Source organism: Rhodococcus huquni (assembly GCF_055231055.1).
Genome location: NZ_JBUYWE010000001.1, coordinates 737,063 through 754,495, shown reverse-complemented (window position 1 = coordinate 754,495; position 17,433 = coordinate 737,063). Strand labels below are relative to the sequence as shown.

Here is a 17,433-nt window from a genome sequence, read left to right as displayed (position 1 = left end):
TTACGGCGGCCATAGCGAGAGGGAAACGCCCGGTCCCATTCCGAACCCGGAAGCTAAGCCTTTCTGCGCCGATGGTACTGCACTCGACAGGGTGTGGGAGAGTAGGACACCGCCGAACATCCGTTACCGAAAGGGGACCCAATTTACTGGGTCCCCTTTCGTGCTTTGTATGAGAGGAACGACTGTGCCTGACAACGACAGGTCGGGCGCCGACCGCGATCGTCGGCCCTTCGATGGAGATCGATCCCGTCGATCTGGTGATCCCCGCGCTGGGGGTGGTGACCGCCGAGGCGGTGGTCGCGACGACCGGCGCGGAGGAGGTCCGCGCCGCGACAGCAGCCGGCGCGGCGGCGAGGGCGGTTTCTCGCCCGGTCGTCGCGACAGCCGACCCGCACGTCCCGACGAACCCGATCTGCCGGACGAGGTCGAAGCGGGCGCGCTCGATCCCGCAGTACGGCGCGACCTTCTGAGTCTCGACAAGAACAACGCCACTGCGGTTGCACGTCACCTGGTGATGGCCAGTCGATTGATCGATGACGACCCGAACTCTGCGCTGCTCCATGCCAGGGCCGCACGTCAGCGTGCAGGTCGCATTGCCGTGGTTCGTGAGACCGCAGGCATTACGGCCTACCACGCGGGGGAATGGGCCGAGGCGCTGTCCGAATTGCGCGCGGCCCGCCGAATGGCGGGTGGACCCGGCCTCCTTGCCGTGATGGCGGATTGCGAGCGCGGTCTCGGGCGACCGGAGCGAGCTATCGAGCTCGGACGGAGCGAAGAGGCACGGGCACTCAGTGGTGAGGAAGCAGCCGAACTGCGAATCGTGGTCGCCGGCGCTCGCATGGACCTCGGTCAGTTCGATCAGGCCGTGGTGAGTTTGCAGACGTCCGATCTCGACGCGTCCCGAACCGGGCCGGCTGCGGCGCGGTTGTTCTATGCGTACGCGGACGCGTTGGTGGCTGCGGGCCGAGTCGAGGACGGACTGACGTGGTTCCTCAACTCTGCCGCTGCGGATCTCGATGGTGACACCGACGCGGAGGAGCGTGTGGCGGAACTGACCGGAGGCGACGAGTGACGTCGCTGCGGTCGGGGTACGACGTACTGCTTCTCGATCTCGACGGCACGCTCTACCAGGGTGCTCGGGTGATCCCGGGTGCGGTCGACGTGCTGGCGCGTGGGGAGCAGCAGCTCTACTACGTGACAAACAATGCGAGTCGTTCGCCGCAATCGGTGTCCGATCATCTGGTCGAGCTGGGCTTCGATGCCGATCCGTCACGAGTGGTGACCAGCTCGCAGTCCGCAGCGCGCTTGCTGAGTGAATCGTTGCCTCTTGGCTCACCTGTCCTGGTGGTGGGGACGGAGGCACTGTGCGACGAGGTTGCCGCTGTCGGCCTACGTCCGGTCCGTCGATTCGAAGACGGTCCGGTCGCGGTGGTTCAGGGCCACTCCGTAACTACCGGTTGGGAGATCCTGGCCGAAGCAACCCTTGCCGTTCGGGGTGGTGCGCAATGGGTGGCGACCAATGTGGACACCACGTTGCCTACGGAGCGCGGGTTGACTCTCGGGAACGGGGCGATGGTTGCCGCGGTGGCGACGGCTGCGCGGCGTGAGCCGGTCGTGGCGGGCAAACCGGCCACGCCGATCATGCAGGACGCACTCGGCCGCAGCGGCGCCGACCGCCCTCTCGTGGTCGGCGACAGGCTCGACACCGACATCGAGGGCGCCAACGCCGTCGGGATCGACTCACTGTTGGTTCTCAGCGGCGTGAGTACGGCCGCGGATGTGCTGAGGGCTCCGCAGTCGCAGCGACCCACCTTCATCGGCAGCGAACTGGCTGTACTGGACGAGGACGTCGAGCCGGCGCGTTCGGCCGGATCCGGCACCTGGTCGGTGGTGTTCGATGGCGCCGACTTGGCGGTCGAGTCCACCGGTGACACTTCGGTTGCAGCCGGAGTGGACTTGGTTCGCGCACTCGCGTCGGTGGCGTGGAAGAACCCCGAGTTCGGTGGCGTCGTGACCGCCGACCCTTCCGTGCGCATTCTGCTCGACGAGTGGGGTCTCTGACCGTTCGAGGTCGAGGCGCCGCCGCGGTGTTGATGTCGGGGCACCGCACAGGTGGTTCGGTGCATGCGTATCCGATCCGGATCGACTAGCGTTGTGCCCGATGACCACGCCGACACCGCGCCCGGGAGCTCATCTACCTGGGCAGACGAGCCACTCCGACAATTCTTCTTCCGTCGACCCCGCAGATATTCACGCGGAGGTGGACGGACTGTTGTCGAAGCTCGGTGACGTGATCGCAGAACCCGAGGATCAGCACGGATCGAGCGTCATTCCACGCAAGGCCCATATTCTCGAACAGGCACACGACGTGCTCGTGCAGGCATTGTCCACCGTGGACAAGGTCTGAGGTGGCCCGTCGAGCACGGGTGGATGCCGAACTCGTCCGACGCGGCTTGGCTCGCTCGCGGGATCATGCGCAAGAGCTGATCGCGGAGGGTCGTGTTCTGATCTCCGGCACCACAGCCACGAAGCCGGCAACCGCGATCGAAGCGGGGAGTCCGCTGCGTGTGGTCGAAGTCGATTCGGAGATCTCGTGGGCGTCGCGTGGCGCGCACAAGTTGATCGGCGCACTGGATACGTTCACGCCACAGGGGCTTTCGGTCTCCGGAAAGCGCTGTCTCGACGCGGGCGCGTCGACCGGCGGATTTACTGATGTCCTCCTTCACCACGGTGCTCGGGAAGTGGTCGCGGTGGACGTCGGTTACGGACAGTTGGTGTGGCGCCTGCAATCCGACGAGCGCGTGCACGTGGTGGATCGCACCAACGTGCGCTCGATCGACCAGGAGAAAATCGGCGGAGGTGTCGATCTGATCGTCGCGGACCTGTCGTTCATTTCTCTTGAGCTCGTTCTTCCGGCGTTCGTGGCGTGTCTGAACACCGGGGGCGACGTGGTGCCGATGGTGAAGCCGCAGTTTCAGGTCGGCAAGGATCGTGTCGGTTCCGGGGGAGTGGTGCGCGACCCCGAACTCCGGGTCGAAGCTGTGCTCGAAGTGGCGCGGGCCGCGGCGGGTATCGGGCTGCGTACCGCCGGAGTGGTAGCGAGTCCATTGCCCGGGCCGTCCGGAAATGTGGAGTACTTTCTGTGGTTGAAGTCCGAGCCCGAAACGGGCGACACGGACGTGGAAGCGCTGATTCGAGCAGCGGTGCAGGAGGGGCCACAGTGACAGCGACTGCGAATACGCCGGATGGCTCTGCGCTGCGTGAGGTACTTCTGGTTGCGCACCCGGGTCGTTCGGAGATCACCGAGACCGCACGCCGGGTCGGAAGGATCTTCGAACGTGCGGGAATCGGGTTGAGGGTTCTCGTCGACGAGGTCGACAGCACCAGGATCGAACCGATGACGGGGGAGGCACCCGAAGGGGTCTTGGCCCCCGACCTCGACGTGACCGTCGTACACGCGGGACCGGACGCAGCACGCGGATGCGAGATGGTCCTGGTGCTCGGTGGCGACGGTACGTTCCTTCGTGCAGCGGAACTGGCCCATGACGCATCCGTTCCGGTGCTCGGAATCAACCTCGGACGGATCGGGTTTCTCGCGGAGACCGAGGCCGATCACTTGGATGCTGCTCTGGGGCAGGTTGTTCGGCGCGAGTACCGGGTCGAACAGCGGATGACACTCGATGTCGCCATTCGAGTCGACGACGAGGTCATCGGGCGCGGTTGGGCCCTCAACGAAGCGAGTATCGAGAACCGGTCCCGCCTCGGTGTGTTGGAAGTCGTGCTCGAGGTCGACGGCCGCCCGGTGTCGGCATTCGGATGTGATGGCGTTCTCGTGTCGACTCCGACAGGTTCCACTGCGTACGCGTTCTCGGCGGGTGGACCGGTGGTGTGGCCGGAACTGGAAGCTCTTCTGGTGGTGCCGAGCAACGCACATGCATTGTTCGCGCGCCCGCTCGTGACGAGTCCCGAATCGATCATTGCAATCGAGACGGTTGCCGGTAGTCACGACGGTCTCGTGTTCTGTGACGGTCGGCGGACCCTGGAACTTCCCGCTGGTGCGCGAGTCGAGATCGTTCGCGGACTCGACCCCGTGCGTTGGATCCGCTTGGATTCGGCACCGTTCGCGGACCGGATGGTGCGAAAGTTCGAGTTGCCCGTCACCGGATGGCGAGGAAGGAAGCCCTAGACGTGCTGGCAGAAATTCGGATCGACAACCTCGGCGTGATCTCGGAGGCGTCCGCTCAGTTTCATCAGGGGCTGACCGTGCTGACCGGCGAGACAGGCGCGGGCAAGACCATGGTCGTGACGAGTCTTCACCTACTCAGCGGTGCCCGGGCCGACGCCGGACGCGTGCGGGTGGGTGCGCAGCGTGCGGTGGTCGAAGGCCGTTTCGTAGCTGACGACGTGTCGGAGTCCGTGGACACGGAGATCGCCGAACTGCTCGAGTCCTCCGGCGCCGAGCGCGACGAGGACGGCAGCATCATCGCCCTTCGGACCGTAGGTGGCGACGGGCGCTCGCGGGCGCACCTCGGTGGCAGGAGCGTTCCGGCCGGGACGCTGTCCGCGTTCACCGGACCCCTTCTCACCGTGCACGGGCAGAACGATCAGTTGCGGCTACTGCGCTCGGATCAGCAACGTGGCGCGCTGGATCGATTCGCGGACAAGACCATCGGACCGTTGTTGGCGCGGTACGCCAAGTATCGGAGCGAGTGGTTGACCGCGCGCGCCGAACTCATCGAGCGGACGGGGCGAACTCGCGAACTCGCGCAGGAAGCCGACCAGCTGACCTTCGCCTTGAACGAAATCGACGGCGTGGCTCCGGAGCCGGGCGAGGACGAGTCGATCGTCGCCGACGTGAAGCGGCTCAGCGATCTGGACTCCTTGCGGTCGGCGGCGGAAGAGGCGCATGCCGCACTGACCGGTGTCGACGACATGGACGGTGGCGGGGCATCGGCAGCTCTCGACCTGATGTCCGAAGCGCGGGCGAGAATGGAGTCCGCATCGGACCCTGAACTGGACGGTGTCGGTTCGCGTCTCGCCGAGGCCATCGCCGTGGTGACGGATGTATCCGGAGACCTTGCAACATATCTCGCGGGGCTTCCTGCGGATCCGGGTGCACTGGATTCGATGTTGTCTCGGCAGGCCGAGCTCAAGACGCTCACCCGCAAGTACGCGGCCGACGTCGACGGTGTTCTCGACTGGGCGGCGACTGCACGCGAGCGTCTCGACAAGATCGACGTCTCGTCCGATGCGCTGTCCGCGTTGACGGATCAGGTCGATCAGGCGGCCGCAGCGACCGCGACGGCCGCCGCGAAGCTGACCGACGCGCGCGTGAAAGCGGCCGCCAAACTGGCCAAAGCAGTCAGCAGTGAGCTGGCGGGACTCGCGATGGGTAAGGCTGCGCTCGAGGTGACAGTGCGCCCGCGGCCTGCCGCTGCCCAGGACAGTGCACCGCTGTCTGTCGACGGCGCCGACCTGCACGCTGGTTCGTCCGGTGTCGACGAAGTCGAGTTTCGGTTGGCTGCGCACAGCGGCGCACAGTCGTTGCCGCTCGGTAAGAGTGCGTCGGGTGGTGAATTGTCGCGGGTGATGTTGGCCCTCGAGGTGGTGCTCGCGGGCTCCGATACCGGGGCCACGATGGTGTTCGACGAAGTGGATGCCGGCGTCGGTGGCCGAGCGGCCGTCGAGATCGGCCGTCGTCTCGCGCGGCTGGCGCGAACCCATCAGGTGATTGTCGTGACGCACCTGCCGCAGGTGGCGGCCTTCGCGGACACGCACCTCGTCGTAGACAAGACCGACGACGCGGAAGGCGTGGTCAGCAGTGGTGTCCGCACGCTGTCCGACGACGAACGAGTTGTCGAGTTGGCGCGAATGCTGGCCGGTTTGGACGATACGGAGACCGGTCGCGCGCACGCGGAGGAATTGCTGGCCACCGCCAGCGGTGAACGCGCAGTCTGAGGCCCTGTACGGCGCGCCTCCACAGGTCCACGGTCTTTCGGCGTCATCATCGTTGCCATGAAGATGCCGGCTCTGCTGTCACGTAACACCGAAACCTTGCCTGGGATCAGCGGCATCGCCAGGGTGGACCGCAACACGGCCAAACTGCTTCGACGGGTCGGCCACGGCGACATCGTCGTGCTCGACGAACCGGACATCGACCGAGGTACCGCCGATGCCCTGGTGAAAGCCGGCGTCCTGGCCGTGGTCAATGCATCCCAGTCCATTTCGGGGCGTTACCCGAATCTGGGACCCGAGGTGATCGTCGCGAACGGGATCACGCTGGTCGACTCGGTCGGCGCAGACGTGTTCAAGAAGATCAAGGACGGCAGCAAGATTCGCCTCGACGGGGGCGGTATCTACAGCGGTGAACGTCGCATGGCCAAGGGCGAGGAACAGACCGAAGCCGAGATCTCGGATCGAATGATCGAGGCGAAGACCGGGTTGGTGGATCACCTCGAGGCGTTCTCCGGGAACACGATCGAGTTCATTCGAACCGAAAGCCCGTTGCTGATCGACGGTGTCGGCGTGCCCGATGTCGATATCGACTTGAAGGACCGTCATGTGGTGGTCGTGACCGACGGACCGGACCACCGAGCAGATCTCAAGAACCTGAAACCGTTCATCAAGGAGTACTCGCCGGTCCTGATCGGCGTCGGAGCCGGCGCCGATGTGATCAGCGCTGCCGGATACCGCCCCGACCTCATCGTGGGCGACCCGGAGGACATCACCAGTGCCACACTCAAATCGGGTGCGGAAGTGGTCCTACCTGCCGACCCGGACGGTCACGCATCCGGTCTGGAGCGAATTCAGGATCTCGGAATCGGCGCGATGACCTTTCCGGCCAGCGGTTCCTCGTGTGATCTTGCACTCCTTCTCGCGGACCACCACGGCGCCTCGCTGATCGTGACCGTGGGCAGCACCGTTTCGCTCGACGAGTTCTTCGATCGTGGCCGTCGGGAGAGTAATCCTTCCGCATTCATGACTCGGCTGAAGGTGGGACCGAAGCTCGTCGACGCGAAGGCTGTGTCGACGTTGTATCGCAGTCGAGTGTCGGGGGGCGCAATAGCTTTGCTCGTGCTGGCTGCCCTCGTTGCGGTGATCGTGGCCCTCGTGGTCTCGAACATCGGCGGCGAGGTGTGGGACTGGGTGGTTGCCACCTGGAACAGCTTCGTCGCGTGGGTTCAGGGACTGATCAAGTGATTTCACTGCGTCAACATGCAATCTCCATAGCGGCGATCTTCCTCGCGCTGGCCATCGGTGTGGTTCTGGGTTCCGGGCTGCTCTCGAGCGGCCTGATCTCCGGTCTGCGCGACGACAAGTCGGACCTGCAGAACGAGATCGCGGCGGGCAACGAGAAGAACAATCAGCTCACCGAGCAACTCAACGCAGCGGACGGTTTCGACGCAGCGGTGTCGTCGCGGGTGGTACGGGACTCGCTCGCGCAGCGGTCCGTTCTCGTGGTCACCACTCCTGATGCCGATCCGGCGGACCTGGACGGCGTCAACCGTCTGCTCGGAGAGTCCGGAGCCGCTGTCACGGGGCGACTCTCGTTGACCGACTCGTTCGTGGATGCGACCGGCGGCGACCGTCTCCGCACCATCGTGAACAACGTCGTTCCCGCAGGAACGACACTGCGAACTGGCGCTGTCGACCAGGGGAGCCTGGCCGGTGACCTGCTCGGGTCCGTCCTCATGACGAACCGCGACACGGGGGAACCGCAGAGCACGCCCGAAGAGATGGGGCTTGCACTGGAAACGCTGCGAAGCGCAGGATTCGTCGAGTACCAAGACGGCGCCCTGGCCCCCGCGCAGTCCGTGGTCGTCCTGACCGGAAGCGGCGCGGACGACTCCGACGAGGGTGGCGCAACCGGGAACCGGGGAGCAGTGATCGCCCGCTTCGCGGGTGCACTCGACGGTCGCGGCGGCGGCGCAGTTCTGGCAGGACGCCCTGGGTCCGCTCAGGGCAACGGTGCCGTCGCTGTCGCCCGATCCGACGCGGCACTGTCACAGGCCATCACGACGATCGACAACGTCGATCGGGAGTCCGGTCGGATCACCGTGCCTCTCGCACTGCAAGAGCAGCTGGCCGGCGCTTCCGGACGGTACGGCACGGCTCCCGGAACCACCGGAGTGACCGTCGGTGCTCAACCTGGCTAGATCTTCCCCTCAGGTCTGACCGGCGCGTTGTTCACGCTTGCCCTCTCGAGGTGTTACCGTGAAATCCCGTGGGTCGGCAGGCCCCAGCATTGCGCGAACAGATCAAGTCCTGCACAGTCGTCACGGGAGCCCCTTTGCCACAGTCACGCATTCATACGCGTACCGCTACCAAGCACATATTCGTCAGCGGGGGTGTCGCCTCCTCGCTCGGCAAGGGACTCACCGCTTCGAGTCTCGGTCAACTGCTCACCTCGCGCGGCATGCGCGTCACCATGCAGAAGCTGGATCCGTATCTGAACGTCGATCCGGGCACGATGAACCCCTTCCAGCACGGCGAGGTCTTCGTCACCGAGGACGGTGCCGAGACCGATCTCGACGTCGGTCACTACGAGCGCTTCCTCGACCGTGATCTGTCGGGCCAGGCGAACGTGACGACGGGGCAGGTCTACTCCACCGTCATCGCCAAGGAACGTCGCGGTGAGTACCTCGGTGACACCGTCCAGGTGATTCCGCACATCACCGACGAGATCAAGAGCCGCATACTCGCGATGAGTGGTCCGGACCTGCAAGGGCATCGTCCGGACGTGGTCATCACCGAGATCGGCGGCACGGTCGGTGACATCGAATCGCAGCCTTTCCTCGAAGCAGCGCGCCAGGTCCGTCACGACGTGGGCCGGGACAACGTCTTCTTCCTGCATGTCTCGCTCGTGCCTTACCTCGGGCCCTCGGGCGAACTGAAGACCAAGCCCACCCAGCACTCGGTGGCAGCACTGCGCAACATCGGTATTCAGCCCGATGCGCTCATCCTTCGTTGCGACCGGGACGTTCCCCAATCGTTGAAGGCGAAGATCGCGCTGATGTGCGACGTAGAGGTCGACGCCTGCATTTCGACGCCGGACGCGCCGTCCATCTACGACATTCCCAAGGTGCTGCACGGCGAAGGCCTCGACGCCTACGTGGTGCGTCAGCTGGGGCTGCCGTTCCGTGATGTCGACTGGACCGTGTGGGGCAACCTTCTCGAAAGGGTGCACCAGCCGCGGGAAGTCGTGCGGGTCGCGCTCGTCGGAAAGTACGTGGATCTTCCGGACGCGTACCTGTCGGTGTCCGAGGCGCTGCGCGCCGGCGGATTCGCGAACCACTCCAAGGTGGAGATCGTGTGGGTTCCGTCCGACGACTGCGAGACCGAGGCCGGCGCCCAGGCGGCGCTCGGGAACGTGGACGGTGTCCTGATCCCCGGTGGGTTCGGAATTCGTGGAATCGAGGGCAAGCTCGGCGCGATCCGCTACGCGCGTCATCGCATGCTTCCGCTGTTGGGACTGTGCCTCGGTCTTCAGTGTGTAGTGATCGAGGCCGCGCGCAGTGTGGGCCTCGACGATGCGAATTCTGCCGAGTTCGAGCCGGACACCACTCAGCCGGTCATCTCCACGATGGCAGATCAGGAAGACGTCGTCGCGGGTGAGGCCGACCTCGGCGGCACCATGCGACTGGGGGCGTACCCGGCCGTGTTGCAGAAGGGCTCCGTGGTCGCCCGTGCTTACGGAAGCGAAGAGGTGTCGGAGCGTCACCGCCATCGCTACGAGGTGAACAACACCTACCGCGACCGCATTGCCGAGAGCGGCCTCCGCTTCAGCGGTACGTCACCCGACGGGCATCTCGTCGAGTTCGTCGAGTACCCGGCGGATCAGCACCCCTTCTTCGTGGCGACGCAGGCACACCCCGAGTTGAAGAGCCGACCGACGCGGCCGCACCCGCTCTTCGCGGCGTTCGTCGACGCCGCGCTCGACTACAAGTTGGAGGAGCGCTTGCCCGTGGACGTGCACGGCGAGGACTCTGCGGACGTCACGCCGTCCGAACCCTCGGTCCAGAACGCAGGCTGATCGATGACCGATCCGGGGCGCCACGCGTTCGAGACACTCGATTCGCGCACTGTGTACGACGGTGCGATCGTGGCGCTCCGGGTCGATCGGGTCTCCATGCCCGGGAGCGTTGCCGCCGAACGCGAAGTAGTCGAGCACCACGGTGCGGTTGCCGTCGTAGCCCTCGACGCCGACGACCGGCTGGTTTTGATCCATCAGTATCGGCATCCGGTGGGTCGGCGCCTGTGGGAGATTCCCGCAGGCCTGCTCGATGTTCCGGATGAGGAGCCGCCGGTCGCGGCCGCGCGTGAGCTTGCCGAGGAAACCGGGCTCGGAGCCGATCGATGGTCCGTCCTGGTCGACGTGATGGTCTCACCCGGCTTCACCGACGAGGCGGTTCGGATCTTCTTGGCCGAGGGGCTGCACGAGGTGGAGCGACCGGACCCCGAACACGAGGAAGCGGACCTCGGCATCGACCGGGTCCCGCTCACCGATGCAGTCTCGATGGCGCTCGGCGGCGAGATCGAGAACGCCACTGCGGTTGCAGGCATCATGGCACTCGCCGGAGCGCGATCGTCCGCGATCTCGTTGCGGCCCGCCGACGCTCCTTGGGAGGGCAGGCCCAGCCGCTTCGGCAACCGCAAAGCTGGTGGATGACCGGTGATCGAGCGGCAGGTCGACACGTTCCTGAACCACATGGCTGTCGAACGCGGTGCTGCTCGTAACACCCTCAGTTCGTACAGACGCGATCTCGGACGGTACGTCGACTTTCTCGCTGACCGCGGCATCGACGACCTGATTCGGGTGCGGGAGCAGGATGTCGCGGACTTCGTGATCGCGCTCCGTAAGGGCGACAAGGAAACCGGCAAGACCCCGTTGGCACCGAGTTCGGCTGCCCGCGCTCTGATCGCGGTGCGCGGACTGCACAGATTCACGACCGCAGAGGGTGGCGTCACCGTGGACGTGGCACGGGAGGTCCATCCGCCCGCGCCGTCGAAGCGGCTGCCGAAATCACTGCCACTCGACGACGTACTGGCACTGCTCGAAGCGGCCGGCGGTGGCGGCGACGGGCCGCGGAACCTGCGTGATCGCGCACTCCTGGAACTGTTGTACTCGACGGGTGCGCGCATTTCGGAGGCTGTGGGTCTCGATGTCGACGACATCGAGACCGAGGCGCGCGCGGTCGTGCTCCACGGCAAGGGCGGAAAGCAACGCATCGTCCCGGTGGGGCGGCCGGCCCTCGACGCGATCGACGCCTATCTCGTTCGTGGTCGTCCGGCACTCGTCTCTCGATCGACGCCGGCGTTGTTTCTCAACGTTCGTGGTGGGCGTCTGTCGAGACAGAGCGCGTGGCAGGTACTGCAGACAGCAGCGGAGTCTGCGGGAATCCGCAGCGGGGTGTCGCCGCACACGTTGCGCCACTCTTTCGCCACTCACTTGCTCGACGGCGGTGCCGATGTCCGTGTCGTCCAGGAGTTGCTCGGGCACGCGTCGGTCACCACCACTCAGATCTACACCCTCGTCACCGTCGGGACTCTTCGCGAGGTGTGGGCGGGCGCGCATCCTCGGGCCAGATAACCGCCTCCGGCGGTACGCGATTGCGTGTCCGATCTGGATTTGCGGACACGAAGCGGTAGCGTTTCGGATAACGCTTCGTGATCGAGACGAGAGAACCAGGGGAGTATCGGACCGTGATGACACCGCAGCCGCCAGCGGCGGAGTCAGCGCAATCTCATGTGCAACCGGAGGGTGAAATGGTCGATGCAGGTACCGCAGCACCCCATCTGTTCGCTACCTCGGAGAACAAGCCGAACCTGGGGCCGACCGGGCGACCACCCCGAGAGGTCCCCGAGCCGACACCGCTGTCCTCGCACGGCCCGGCCAGGGTCATCGCGATGTGCAATCAGAAGGGCGGCGTCGGCAAGACGACGTCCACGATCAATCTGGGTGCGTCGTTGGCCGACTACGGGCGCAGAGTGCTCTTGGTCGACCTCGACCCCCAAGGCGCACTGTCCGCAGGACTCGGCGTCGCGCACCACGATCTCGAACTGACCGTTCACAACCTCCTGGTCGAGCCGCGGGTGTCGATCGACGACGTGTTGATGCGCACCCGTGTGGAGGGCCTCGACCTGCTGCCGAGCAACATCGACCTGTCCGCCGCCGAAATTCAACTGGTCACCGAGGTAGGCCGTGAGCAGACTCTCGGCCGAGTGTTGCACCCGATACTCGATCGCTACGACTACGTGCTGATCGACTGCCAGCCGTCGCTGGGCCTGCTCACGGTGAACGCTTTGGCGTGCGCGGACTCGGTACTCATTCCGATGGAATGCGAATTCTTCAGTCTGCGTGGCCTCGCGCTTCTCAACGACACGGTCGAGAAGGTGCACGATCGGCTCAATCCTCGCCTGGAACTGGCTGGGATCGTGGTCACCATGTTCGATTCCCGGACGCTTCATGCTCGCGAGGTGATGTCGCGGGTGGTGGAGGTGTTCGGTGACACGGTCTACGACACGGTGATCAATCGAACCGTTCGCTTCCCGGAGACGAGTGTCGCCGGTGAACCGATCACCACCTGGGCGCCGAAGTCGACGGGCGCCGAGGCGTACCGCGCACTCGCGCGCGAGGTCATCCACCGATCCGGCCGGTAGTGGTGGACGCGCAGGACACTCTGGAAGCTCCCGTCGAACTCGAATCGGATGAGCTCGGCACGGGCGCGCAGGCGGAACCGGCCGATGGCGAAAGCACCGGCGATACCGGGTTTCGGGTATCGCTACGGAACTTCGAAGGTCCGTTCGATCTGCTTCTGACGCTCATCAACCAACATCGACTCGACGTCACCGAAGTTGCCCTTCACGAGGTCACGGACGAGTTCATCGCGTACACACGCACGCTCGGGGCCGAGATGGGCCTCGAACAGACCACCGAGTTTCTGGTCGTCGCAGCTACGCTCCTGGATCTCAAAGCGGCACGGCTGCTGCCCGCCGGTCAGGTCGAGGATGCCGAGGATTTGGCATTGCTCGAGGCGCGTGACCTGCTCTTCGCCCGTCTTCTGCAGTACCGGGCCTACAAGCAGGTCGCTCAGATGTTCGGCGAACTCGAGGCTGCCGCCCTGCGCCGCTATCCCCGATCCGTCGCTGTCGAGGAACAGTTCAACGAGTTGTTGCCAGAGGTGTTGCTCGGGGTGAATCCCCAGCGGTTCGCCGAGATCGCCGCGACGGTGTTCACGCCGAGGCCGATACCGTCCGTCGGGCTCGATCACCTTCACGTTCCGAAGGTGTCGGTGCCCGAACAGGCACTGATGGTTCTCGATCTGTTGAAGGCGCGGGGTGTCGGCGGGTGGTCGAAGTTCTCGGACCTGGTGTCCGAGTGTGAATCGACCGTGCACATCGTGGCAAGATTCCTGGCGTTGCTCGAACTGTATCGAGAGCAATCCGTGCAGTTCGAACAACCCGAACCGTTGGGGGATCTGCTGGTCAGTTGGACAGGGGGCGGCTCCGACGCGCCGGTGATGGAGGAGGACTACGGATGACGAACGACCTCACCGATACGTCCCCGGACGATGTCGTCGCAGACGAGATGGACGACTTCGTCGAGACGGATGAAGTCGAAGAATCCGAAGAAGAGCTCACCGACGCCGAGTTGGAGTCGGTTCTGGAGTCACTGTTGCTGGTGGTCGACTCGCCTGCAGCAGCAGAACAGCTGGCCTCGGTCACGGGAACGACCCGGTCTCGTGTGGACGAAGTGCTGAATCGAATGGCGGAGTCGTACACGTCGCGGGGAAGCGGTATCGACCTTCGCTACGCGGGGGAAGGGTGGCGTTTCTACACGCGCACTGCCCACGCGCCCTACGTGGAGAAGCTTCTGCTCGACGGTGCGAGGTCGAAACTGACGAGAGCCGCATTGGAAACATTGGCCGTGGTCGCATACCGTCAACCGTTGACCCGCGCACGGATCAGTGCCGTGCGAGGCGTCAATGTGGACGGTGTCGTGCGCACGCTGCTCGCTCGGGGATTGATTGCCGAATCCGGAAACGACCCCGATACGAACGCAACGCAGTACGCCACCACCGAACTGTTCCTGGAACGGTTGGGGCTGGCATCGCTGACCGATCTGCCGGCGCTGGCCCCCTTACTTCCGGACGTCGACTTGATCGACGACCTCAGCGAAAGCCTGGAAACAGATCCACGATTTGCGAGAATGAACAAGGCATCCGAGCCGCCCGACATGGTCGACCCGGAAATGAATGACTGACAGGGATCGAAGTAAAAGTGAAGAAACCCGCTCGCCGAGATGGCACACCGGACCGTAGGACAAGAACCGACCGAACAGAATCAGGCGGCCGAACAGGTCGCCCAGAGGCCGGTAAGCGCGGAGAACGCGCTGGTGCACCCGATCGTTCTACCAGGTCGGAGGCGCCGAAGAACAAGCGCGGCAAGCCCAAGACCGCGAAGCCTCAGCGCAGCGAAACGCGCGCTCCGACGATCAGCAACGCGAAGCCGGCGCGACATCAGCACGCGCCGGAACGGCGTCCGGGGCCGCCCCAGGGCGACGGCGTACGACTGCAGAAGGTACTGGCTCAGGCCGGTGTCGCTTCTCGTCGTGCGGCCGAGGAATTGATTTCGCAGGGGCGCGTCGAGGTCGACGGCCGCATCGTGATCGAACAGGGATTGCGGGTCGATCCGGAGAACGCGGTGGTGCGTGTCGACGGGGTCCGCGTCGTGGTCCAGAAGGATCTGGTGCACCTCGCGCTGAACAAGCCGCGTGGCTGGCAATCAACGATGTCCGACGATCTGGGACGTCCTTGCGTCGGCGACATCGTGTCCGAGCGCATCGCTGCCGGCCAACGTCTCTTCCACGTCGGACGGCTCGACGCGGACACCGAAGGTCTACTTCTGCTCACCAACGACGGTGATCTTGCTCACCGACTGATGCATCCCTCGTTCGAGGTATCGAAGACGTACATGGCGACAGTGGCCGGCGGACTCGAACGTGGCGTGAGCAAGAAACTCCGTGACGGTGTCGAACTCGAGGACGGTCCGGCCAAGGTCGACACCTTCACCCTGCTCGATATCAACGAAGGCAAGTCGCTGGTGCGGGTGACGCTCCACGAGGGGCGTAAGCACATCGTCCGCCGCCTGTTCGAAGCGGTGGATCATCCCGTGATCCGGCTCGTGCGGACAGACGTCGGCCCGGTCGCCCTCGGCGATCAGCGTCCAGGCACGCTCCGCGTCCTCGGGCGTGGCGAGGTCGGCGGACTCTACGGGGCGGTGGACCTGTGAGTGCACTGATCGTGGCCATGGACGGCCCGTCGGGTACCGGGAAGTCGTCGGTGTCGCGGCGTCTCGCCCAGAAGCTGGACGCCAGCTACCTGGACACCGGGGCGATGTACCGGATCGCGACGTTGTACGTGCTTCGCAAGGGCGTGGATCTGGCCGATCCCGCCGCGATTGCGAACGCCACCGCGACATTGCCGTGGTCGGTGGGGACCGACCCGGCGGTCGAGCAGATGCTTCTCGACGGCGAAGACGTCCGTGAGGAGATTCGTGGGGGAGCGGTCACCAAGGCCGTCTCCGCGGTGTCTGCTGTGCCGGAGGTCCGAGAATTGCTCGTAGACGCTCAGCGTCGACTTGCGGGTGAGGCACAGCGGATCGTCGTAGAGGGCCGTGACATCGGGACAGTCGTGTTGCCCGAGGCGGACGCCAAGATCTATCTCACCGCATCGGCTCAGGCGCGCGCACACAGACGAAACATGCAGAACATCGCTGAAGGCCGAGGCGACGACTACGCAGCGGTTCTGGCAGATGTCGAGCGCCGCGACCACCTCGATTCGACACGTGCGGTCTCGCCGTTGCGGCCCGCCGAGGATTCTGTGCTGGTCGACACCAGCGATATCGGAATCGATGACGTGATCGAACGGTTGTTGCTGGTGGTATCCGAAAGAACGGGAGCAGTGCAGTGACCGACGAATCTGTCGAATTCGCAGGCGATGGAACCTGGAGCGAGGAATCGGACTGGGAGTTCGCAGACTTCGACGAAGGTGGTGACGGGGAGAGCGCAGTCGCCGTGCCGACACTCGCCGTGGTCGGCCGTCCGAACGTCGGCAAGTCGACTCTGGTGAACCGCATCATCGGTCGCCGCGAGGCCGTGGTCGAGGACGTTCCGGGTGTCACGCGTGACCGGGTGTCCTACGAGGCCACGTGGAGCGGACGACGTTTCATGGTGCAGGACACCGGCGGTTGGGAACCTGACGCCAAGGGGCTGCAGCAGGCTGTTGCCCGCCAGGCCGAGCTGGCCATGGGGACCGCGGACGCGATCCTGCTCGTGGTCGACGCGGTCGTCGGAGCGACGGCCACGGACGAGGCGGTCGCCAGGACGCTGCGTCGGTCGAAGACCCCGGTCATCTTGGTGGCCAACAAGGTCGACGACGAGCGCACCGAATCGGAGGCTGCCGCGCTGTGGTCGCTGGGACTGGGACAGCCGCATTCGGTCAGTGCCACTCACGGCCGCGGCACCGGAGACCTGCTCGACGAGGTTCTTGCCGCACTGCCGGAGACACCGCGTGAAGGCATTCCGGGCGGCGGCCCGCGCCGTGTTGCGCTGGTCGGCAAGCCGAACGTGGGCAAGTCGAGCCTGTTGAACAAGTTGTCCGGTGACGAGCGTTCCGTGGTGCACAACGTCGCGGGTACAACCGTGGACCCGGTGGACACCCTGATCGAACTCGGCGGAAAGGTGTGGCGCTTCGTCGACACCGCCGGCCTGCGTAAGCGAGTCACCTATTCGAGCGGCGCCGAGTTCTACGCCTCGCTGCGGACGAAGGGTGCGATCGAGGCCGCCGAGGTCGCGATTCTCCTGATCGACGCATCCGAGCCGATCTCCGAACAGGACCAACGTGTACTCAGCATGGTGGCGGACGCCGGCCGTGCATTGGTCATCGCATTCAACAAGTGGGATCTGGTCGACGAGGACCGGCGCTTGATGCTGGACAAGGAAATCGACCGTGACCTTGCCCGAGTGCCGTGGGCGCATCGCGTCAACATCTCGGCCCACACCGGCCGTGCGGTGCAGAAGCTGGTCCCCGCGCTCGACACGGCACTCGACTCCTGGGACAAGCGAATCCCGACCGGACGCCTCAACACCTGGCTCAAGGAGGTGACGGCTGCGACGCCGCCGCCGATGCGCGGTGGACGTCTGCCCCGGATCATGTTCGCCACCCAGGCCGCCACCCGGCCGCCGACGTTCGTCCTCTTCACCTCCGGCTTCCTCGAGGCGAACTACCGCCGATTCCTCGAGCGGCGTCTGCGTGAAGAATTCAACTTCGACGGCAGCCCCGTGCGTATCTCCGTGCGCGTCAAAGAGAAGCGGGATCGTAGCAAGAAGTGACCTGACCAGGCGATTAGCGTTCCATACTGTCACTGATGTAA

Annotated in this window: 17 protein-coding genes and 1 rRNA gene; all 18 read left to right on the top strand. The window is 65.0% G+C overall.

What is annotated here, in order from left to right; genetic code table 11:
* Window position 1: 1 nt before the first annotated feature.
* The 18 genes from rrf (at window position 2) to der (ending at window position 17,392) form a co-directional block, all read left to right on the top strand.
* Window positions 2-118, top strand: a 5S ribosomal RNA gene (gene rrf / locus ACZI8R_RS03615).
* 51 nt (window positions 119-169) lie between these two features.
* Entirely contained in the window at window positions 170-1,072 is a 903-nt protein-coding gene (locus ACZI8R_RS03610) for a tetratricopeptide repeat protein (protein ID WP_463378170.1), read from the top strand.
* A complete protein-coding gene (locus ACZI8R_RS03605; RefSeq protein WP_463378169.1) occupies window positions 1,069-2,061 on the top strand; it encodes an HAD-IIA family hydrolase in 993 nt (330 codons plus the stop codon). Before ACZI8R_RS03610 ends, ACZI8R_RS03605 begins: the two co-directional genes overlap by 4 nt.
* A 100-nt stretch (window positions 2,062-2,161) precedes the next feature.
* Entirely contained in the window at window positions 2,162-2,407 is a 246-nt protein-coding gene (locus tag ACZI8R_RS03600; RefSeq protein WP_463378168.1) for a hypothetical protein, read from the top strand.
* Window position 2,408: 1 nt separating this feature from the next.
* On the top strand, window positions 2,409-3,224 hold the full coding sequence (locus ACZI8R_RS03595) for a TlyA family RNA methyltransferase (RefSeq protein WP_463378167.1): 816 nt from the start codon (window positions 2,409-2,411) through the stop codon (window positions 3,222-3,224).
* Window positions 3,221-4,186, top strand: coding sequence for an NAD kinase (locus tag ACZI8R_RS03590; protein WP_463378166.1), 966 nt, complete (start codon window positions 3,221-3,223; stop codon window positions 4,184-4,186). The genes ACZI8R_RS03595 and ACZI8R_RS03590 overlap by 4 nt, the downstream gene beginning before the upstream one ends.
* Window positions 4,187-4,188: 2 nt before the next feature.
* Window positions 4,189-5,958, top strand: a complete 1,770-nt coding sequence (gene recN, locus ACZI8R_RS03585) for a DNA repair protein RecN (protein WP_463378165.1) — start codon at window positions 4,189-4,191, stop codon at window positions 5,956-5,958.
* Window positions 5,959-6,015: 57 nt separating this feature from the next.
* Window positions 6,016-7,200: a putative cytokinetic ring protein SteA gene (gene steA / locus ACZI8R_RS03580; protein WP_463378164.1), complete on the top strand. Its 1,185-nt coding sequence runs from the start codon at window positions 6,016-6,018 to the stop codon at window positions 7,198-7,200.
* Window positions 7,197-8,156, top strand: a complete 960-nt coding sequence (locus ACZI8R_RS03575; RefSeq protein ID WP_463378163.1) for a copper transporter — start codon at window positions 7,197-7,199, stop codon at window positions 8,154-8,156. Before steA ends, ACZI8R_RS03575 begins: the two co-directional genes overlap by 4 nt.
* Window positions 8,157-8,290: 134 nt before the next feature.
* A complete protein-coding gene (locus ACZI8R_RS03570) occupies window positions 8,291-10,033 on the top strand; it encodes a CTP synthase (protein ID WP_463378162.1) in 1,743 nt (580 codons plus the stop codon).
* 3 nt (window positions 10,034-10,036) lie between these two features.
* Window positions 10,037-10,669 (top strand): NUDIX domain-containing protein, encoded by a 633-nt coding sequence (locus tag ACZI8R_RS03565; RefSeq protein ID WP_463378161.1) that lies wholly within the window; start codon window positions 10,037-10,039, stop codon window positions 10,667-10,669.
* A 3-nt stretch (window positions 10,670-10,672) separates the two neighbouring features.
* A complete protein-coding gene (gene xerD / locus ACZI8R_RS03560) occupies window positions 10,673-11,590 on the top strand; it encodes a site-specific tyrosine recombinase XerD (RefSeq protein ID WP_463378160.1) in 918 nt (305 codons plus the stop codon).
* Window positions 11,591-11,766: 176 nt separating this feature from the next.
* The gene (locus tag ACZI8R_RS03555) at window positions 11,767-12,660 is read left to right on the top strand and encodes a ParA family protein (RefSeq protein WP_463378159.1); all 894 of its coding nucleotides are present in this window, start codon (window positions 11,767-11,769) and stop codon (window positions 12,658-12,660) included.
* A complete protein-coding gene (locus ACZI8R_RS03550) occupies window positions 12,660-13,541 on the top strand; it encodes a segregation and condensation protein A (RefSeq protein ID WP_463378158.1) in 882 nt (293 codons plus the stop codon). Before ACZI8R_RS03555 ends, ACZI8R_RS03550 begins: the two co-directional genes overlap by 1 nt.
* Window positions 13,538-14,263, top strand: coding sequence for an SMC-Scp complex subunit ScpB (scpB, locus tag ACZI8R_RS03545; RefSeq protein ID WP_463378157.1), 726 nt, complete (start codon window positions 13,538-13,540; stop codon window positions 14,261-14,263). Before ACZI8R_RS03550 ends, scpB begins: the two co-directional genes overlap by 4 nt.
* A 17-nt stretch (window positions 14,264-14,280) precedes the next feature.
* Window positions 14,281-15,291: a pseudouridine synthase gene (locus ACZI8R_RS03540; protein WP_463378156.1), complete on the top strand. Its 1,011-nt coding sequence runs from the start codon at window positions 14,281-14,283 to the stop codon at window positions 15,289-15,291.
* A gap of 17 nt (window positions 15,292-15,308) precedes the next feature.
* Window positions 15,309-15,971, top strand: coding sequence for a (d)CMP kinase (gene cmk, locus ACZI8R_RS03535; RefSeq protein ID WP_463378213.1), 663 nt, complete (start codon window positions 15,309-15,311; stop codon window positions 15,969-15,971).
* Window positions 15,968-17,392 carry a ribosome biogenesis GTPase Der gene (gene der / locus ACZI8R_RS03530; RefSeq protein ID WP_463378155.1) on the top strand — a complete coding sequence of 475 codons (1,425 nt, stop codon included), beginning with the start codon at window positions 15,968-15,970 and terminating at the stop codon, window positions 17,390-17,392. The genes cmk and der overlap by 4 nt, the downstream gene beginning before the upstream one ends.
* Window positions 17,393-17,433 lie beyond the last annotated feature (41 nt).

What these genes read in the sequence shown, in the direction of transcription:
- cmk (WP_463378213.1), top strand. Translation starts at nt 15,309, where the DNA reads ATGGACGGCCCGTCGGGTACCGGGAAGTCGTCGGTGTCGCGGCGTCTC.
- ACZI8R_RS03565 (WP_463378161.1), top strand. Translation starts at nt 10,037, where the DNA reads ATGACCGATCCGGGGCGCCACGCGTTCGAGACACTCGATTCGCGCACT.
- ACZI8R_RS03610 (WP_463378170.1), top strand. Translation starts at nt 170, where the DNA reads ATGAGAGGAACGACTGTGCCTGACAACGACAGGTCGGGCGCCGACCGC.
- ACZI8R_RS03600 (WP_463378168.1), top strand. Translation starts at nt 2,162, where the DNA reads ATGACCACGCCGACACCGCGCCCGGGAGCTCATCTACCTGGGCAGACG.
- steA (WP_463378164.1), top strand. Translation starts at nt 6,016, where the DNA reads ATGAAGATGCCGGCTCTGCTGTCACGTAACACCGAAACCTTGCCTGGG.
- ACZI8R_RS03555 (WP_463378159.1), top strand. Translation starts at nt 11,767, where the DNA reads ATGGTCGATGCAGGTACCGCAGCACCCCATCTGTTCGCTACCTCGGAG.
- scpB (WP_463378157.1), top strand. Translation starts at nt 13,538, where the DNA reads ATGACGAACGACCTCACCGATACGTCCCCGGACGATGTCGTCGCAGAC.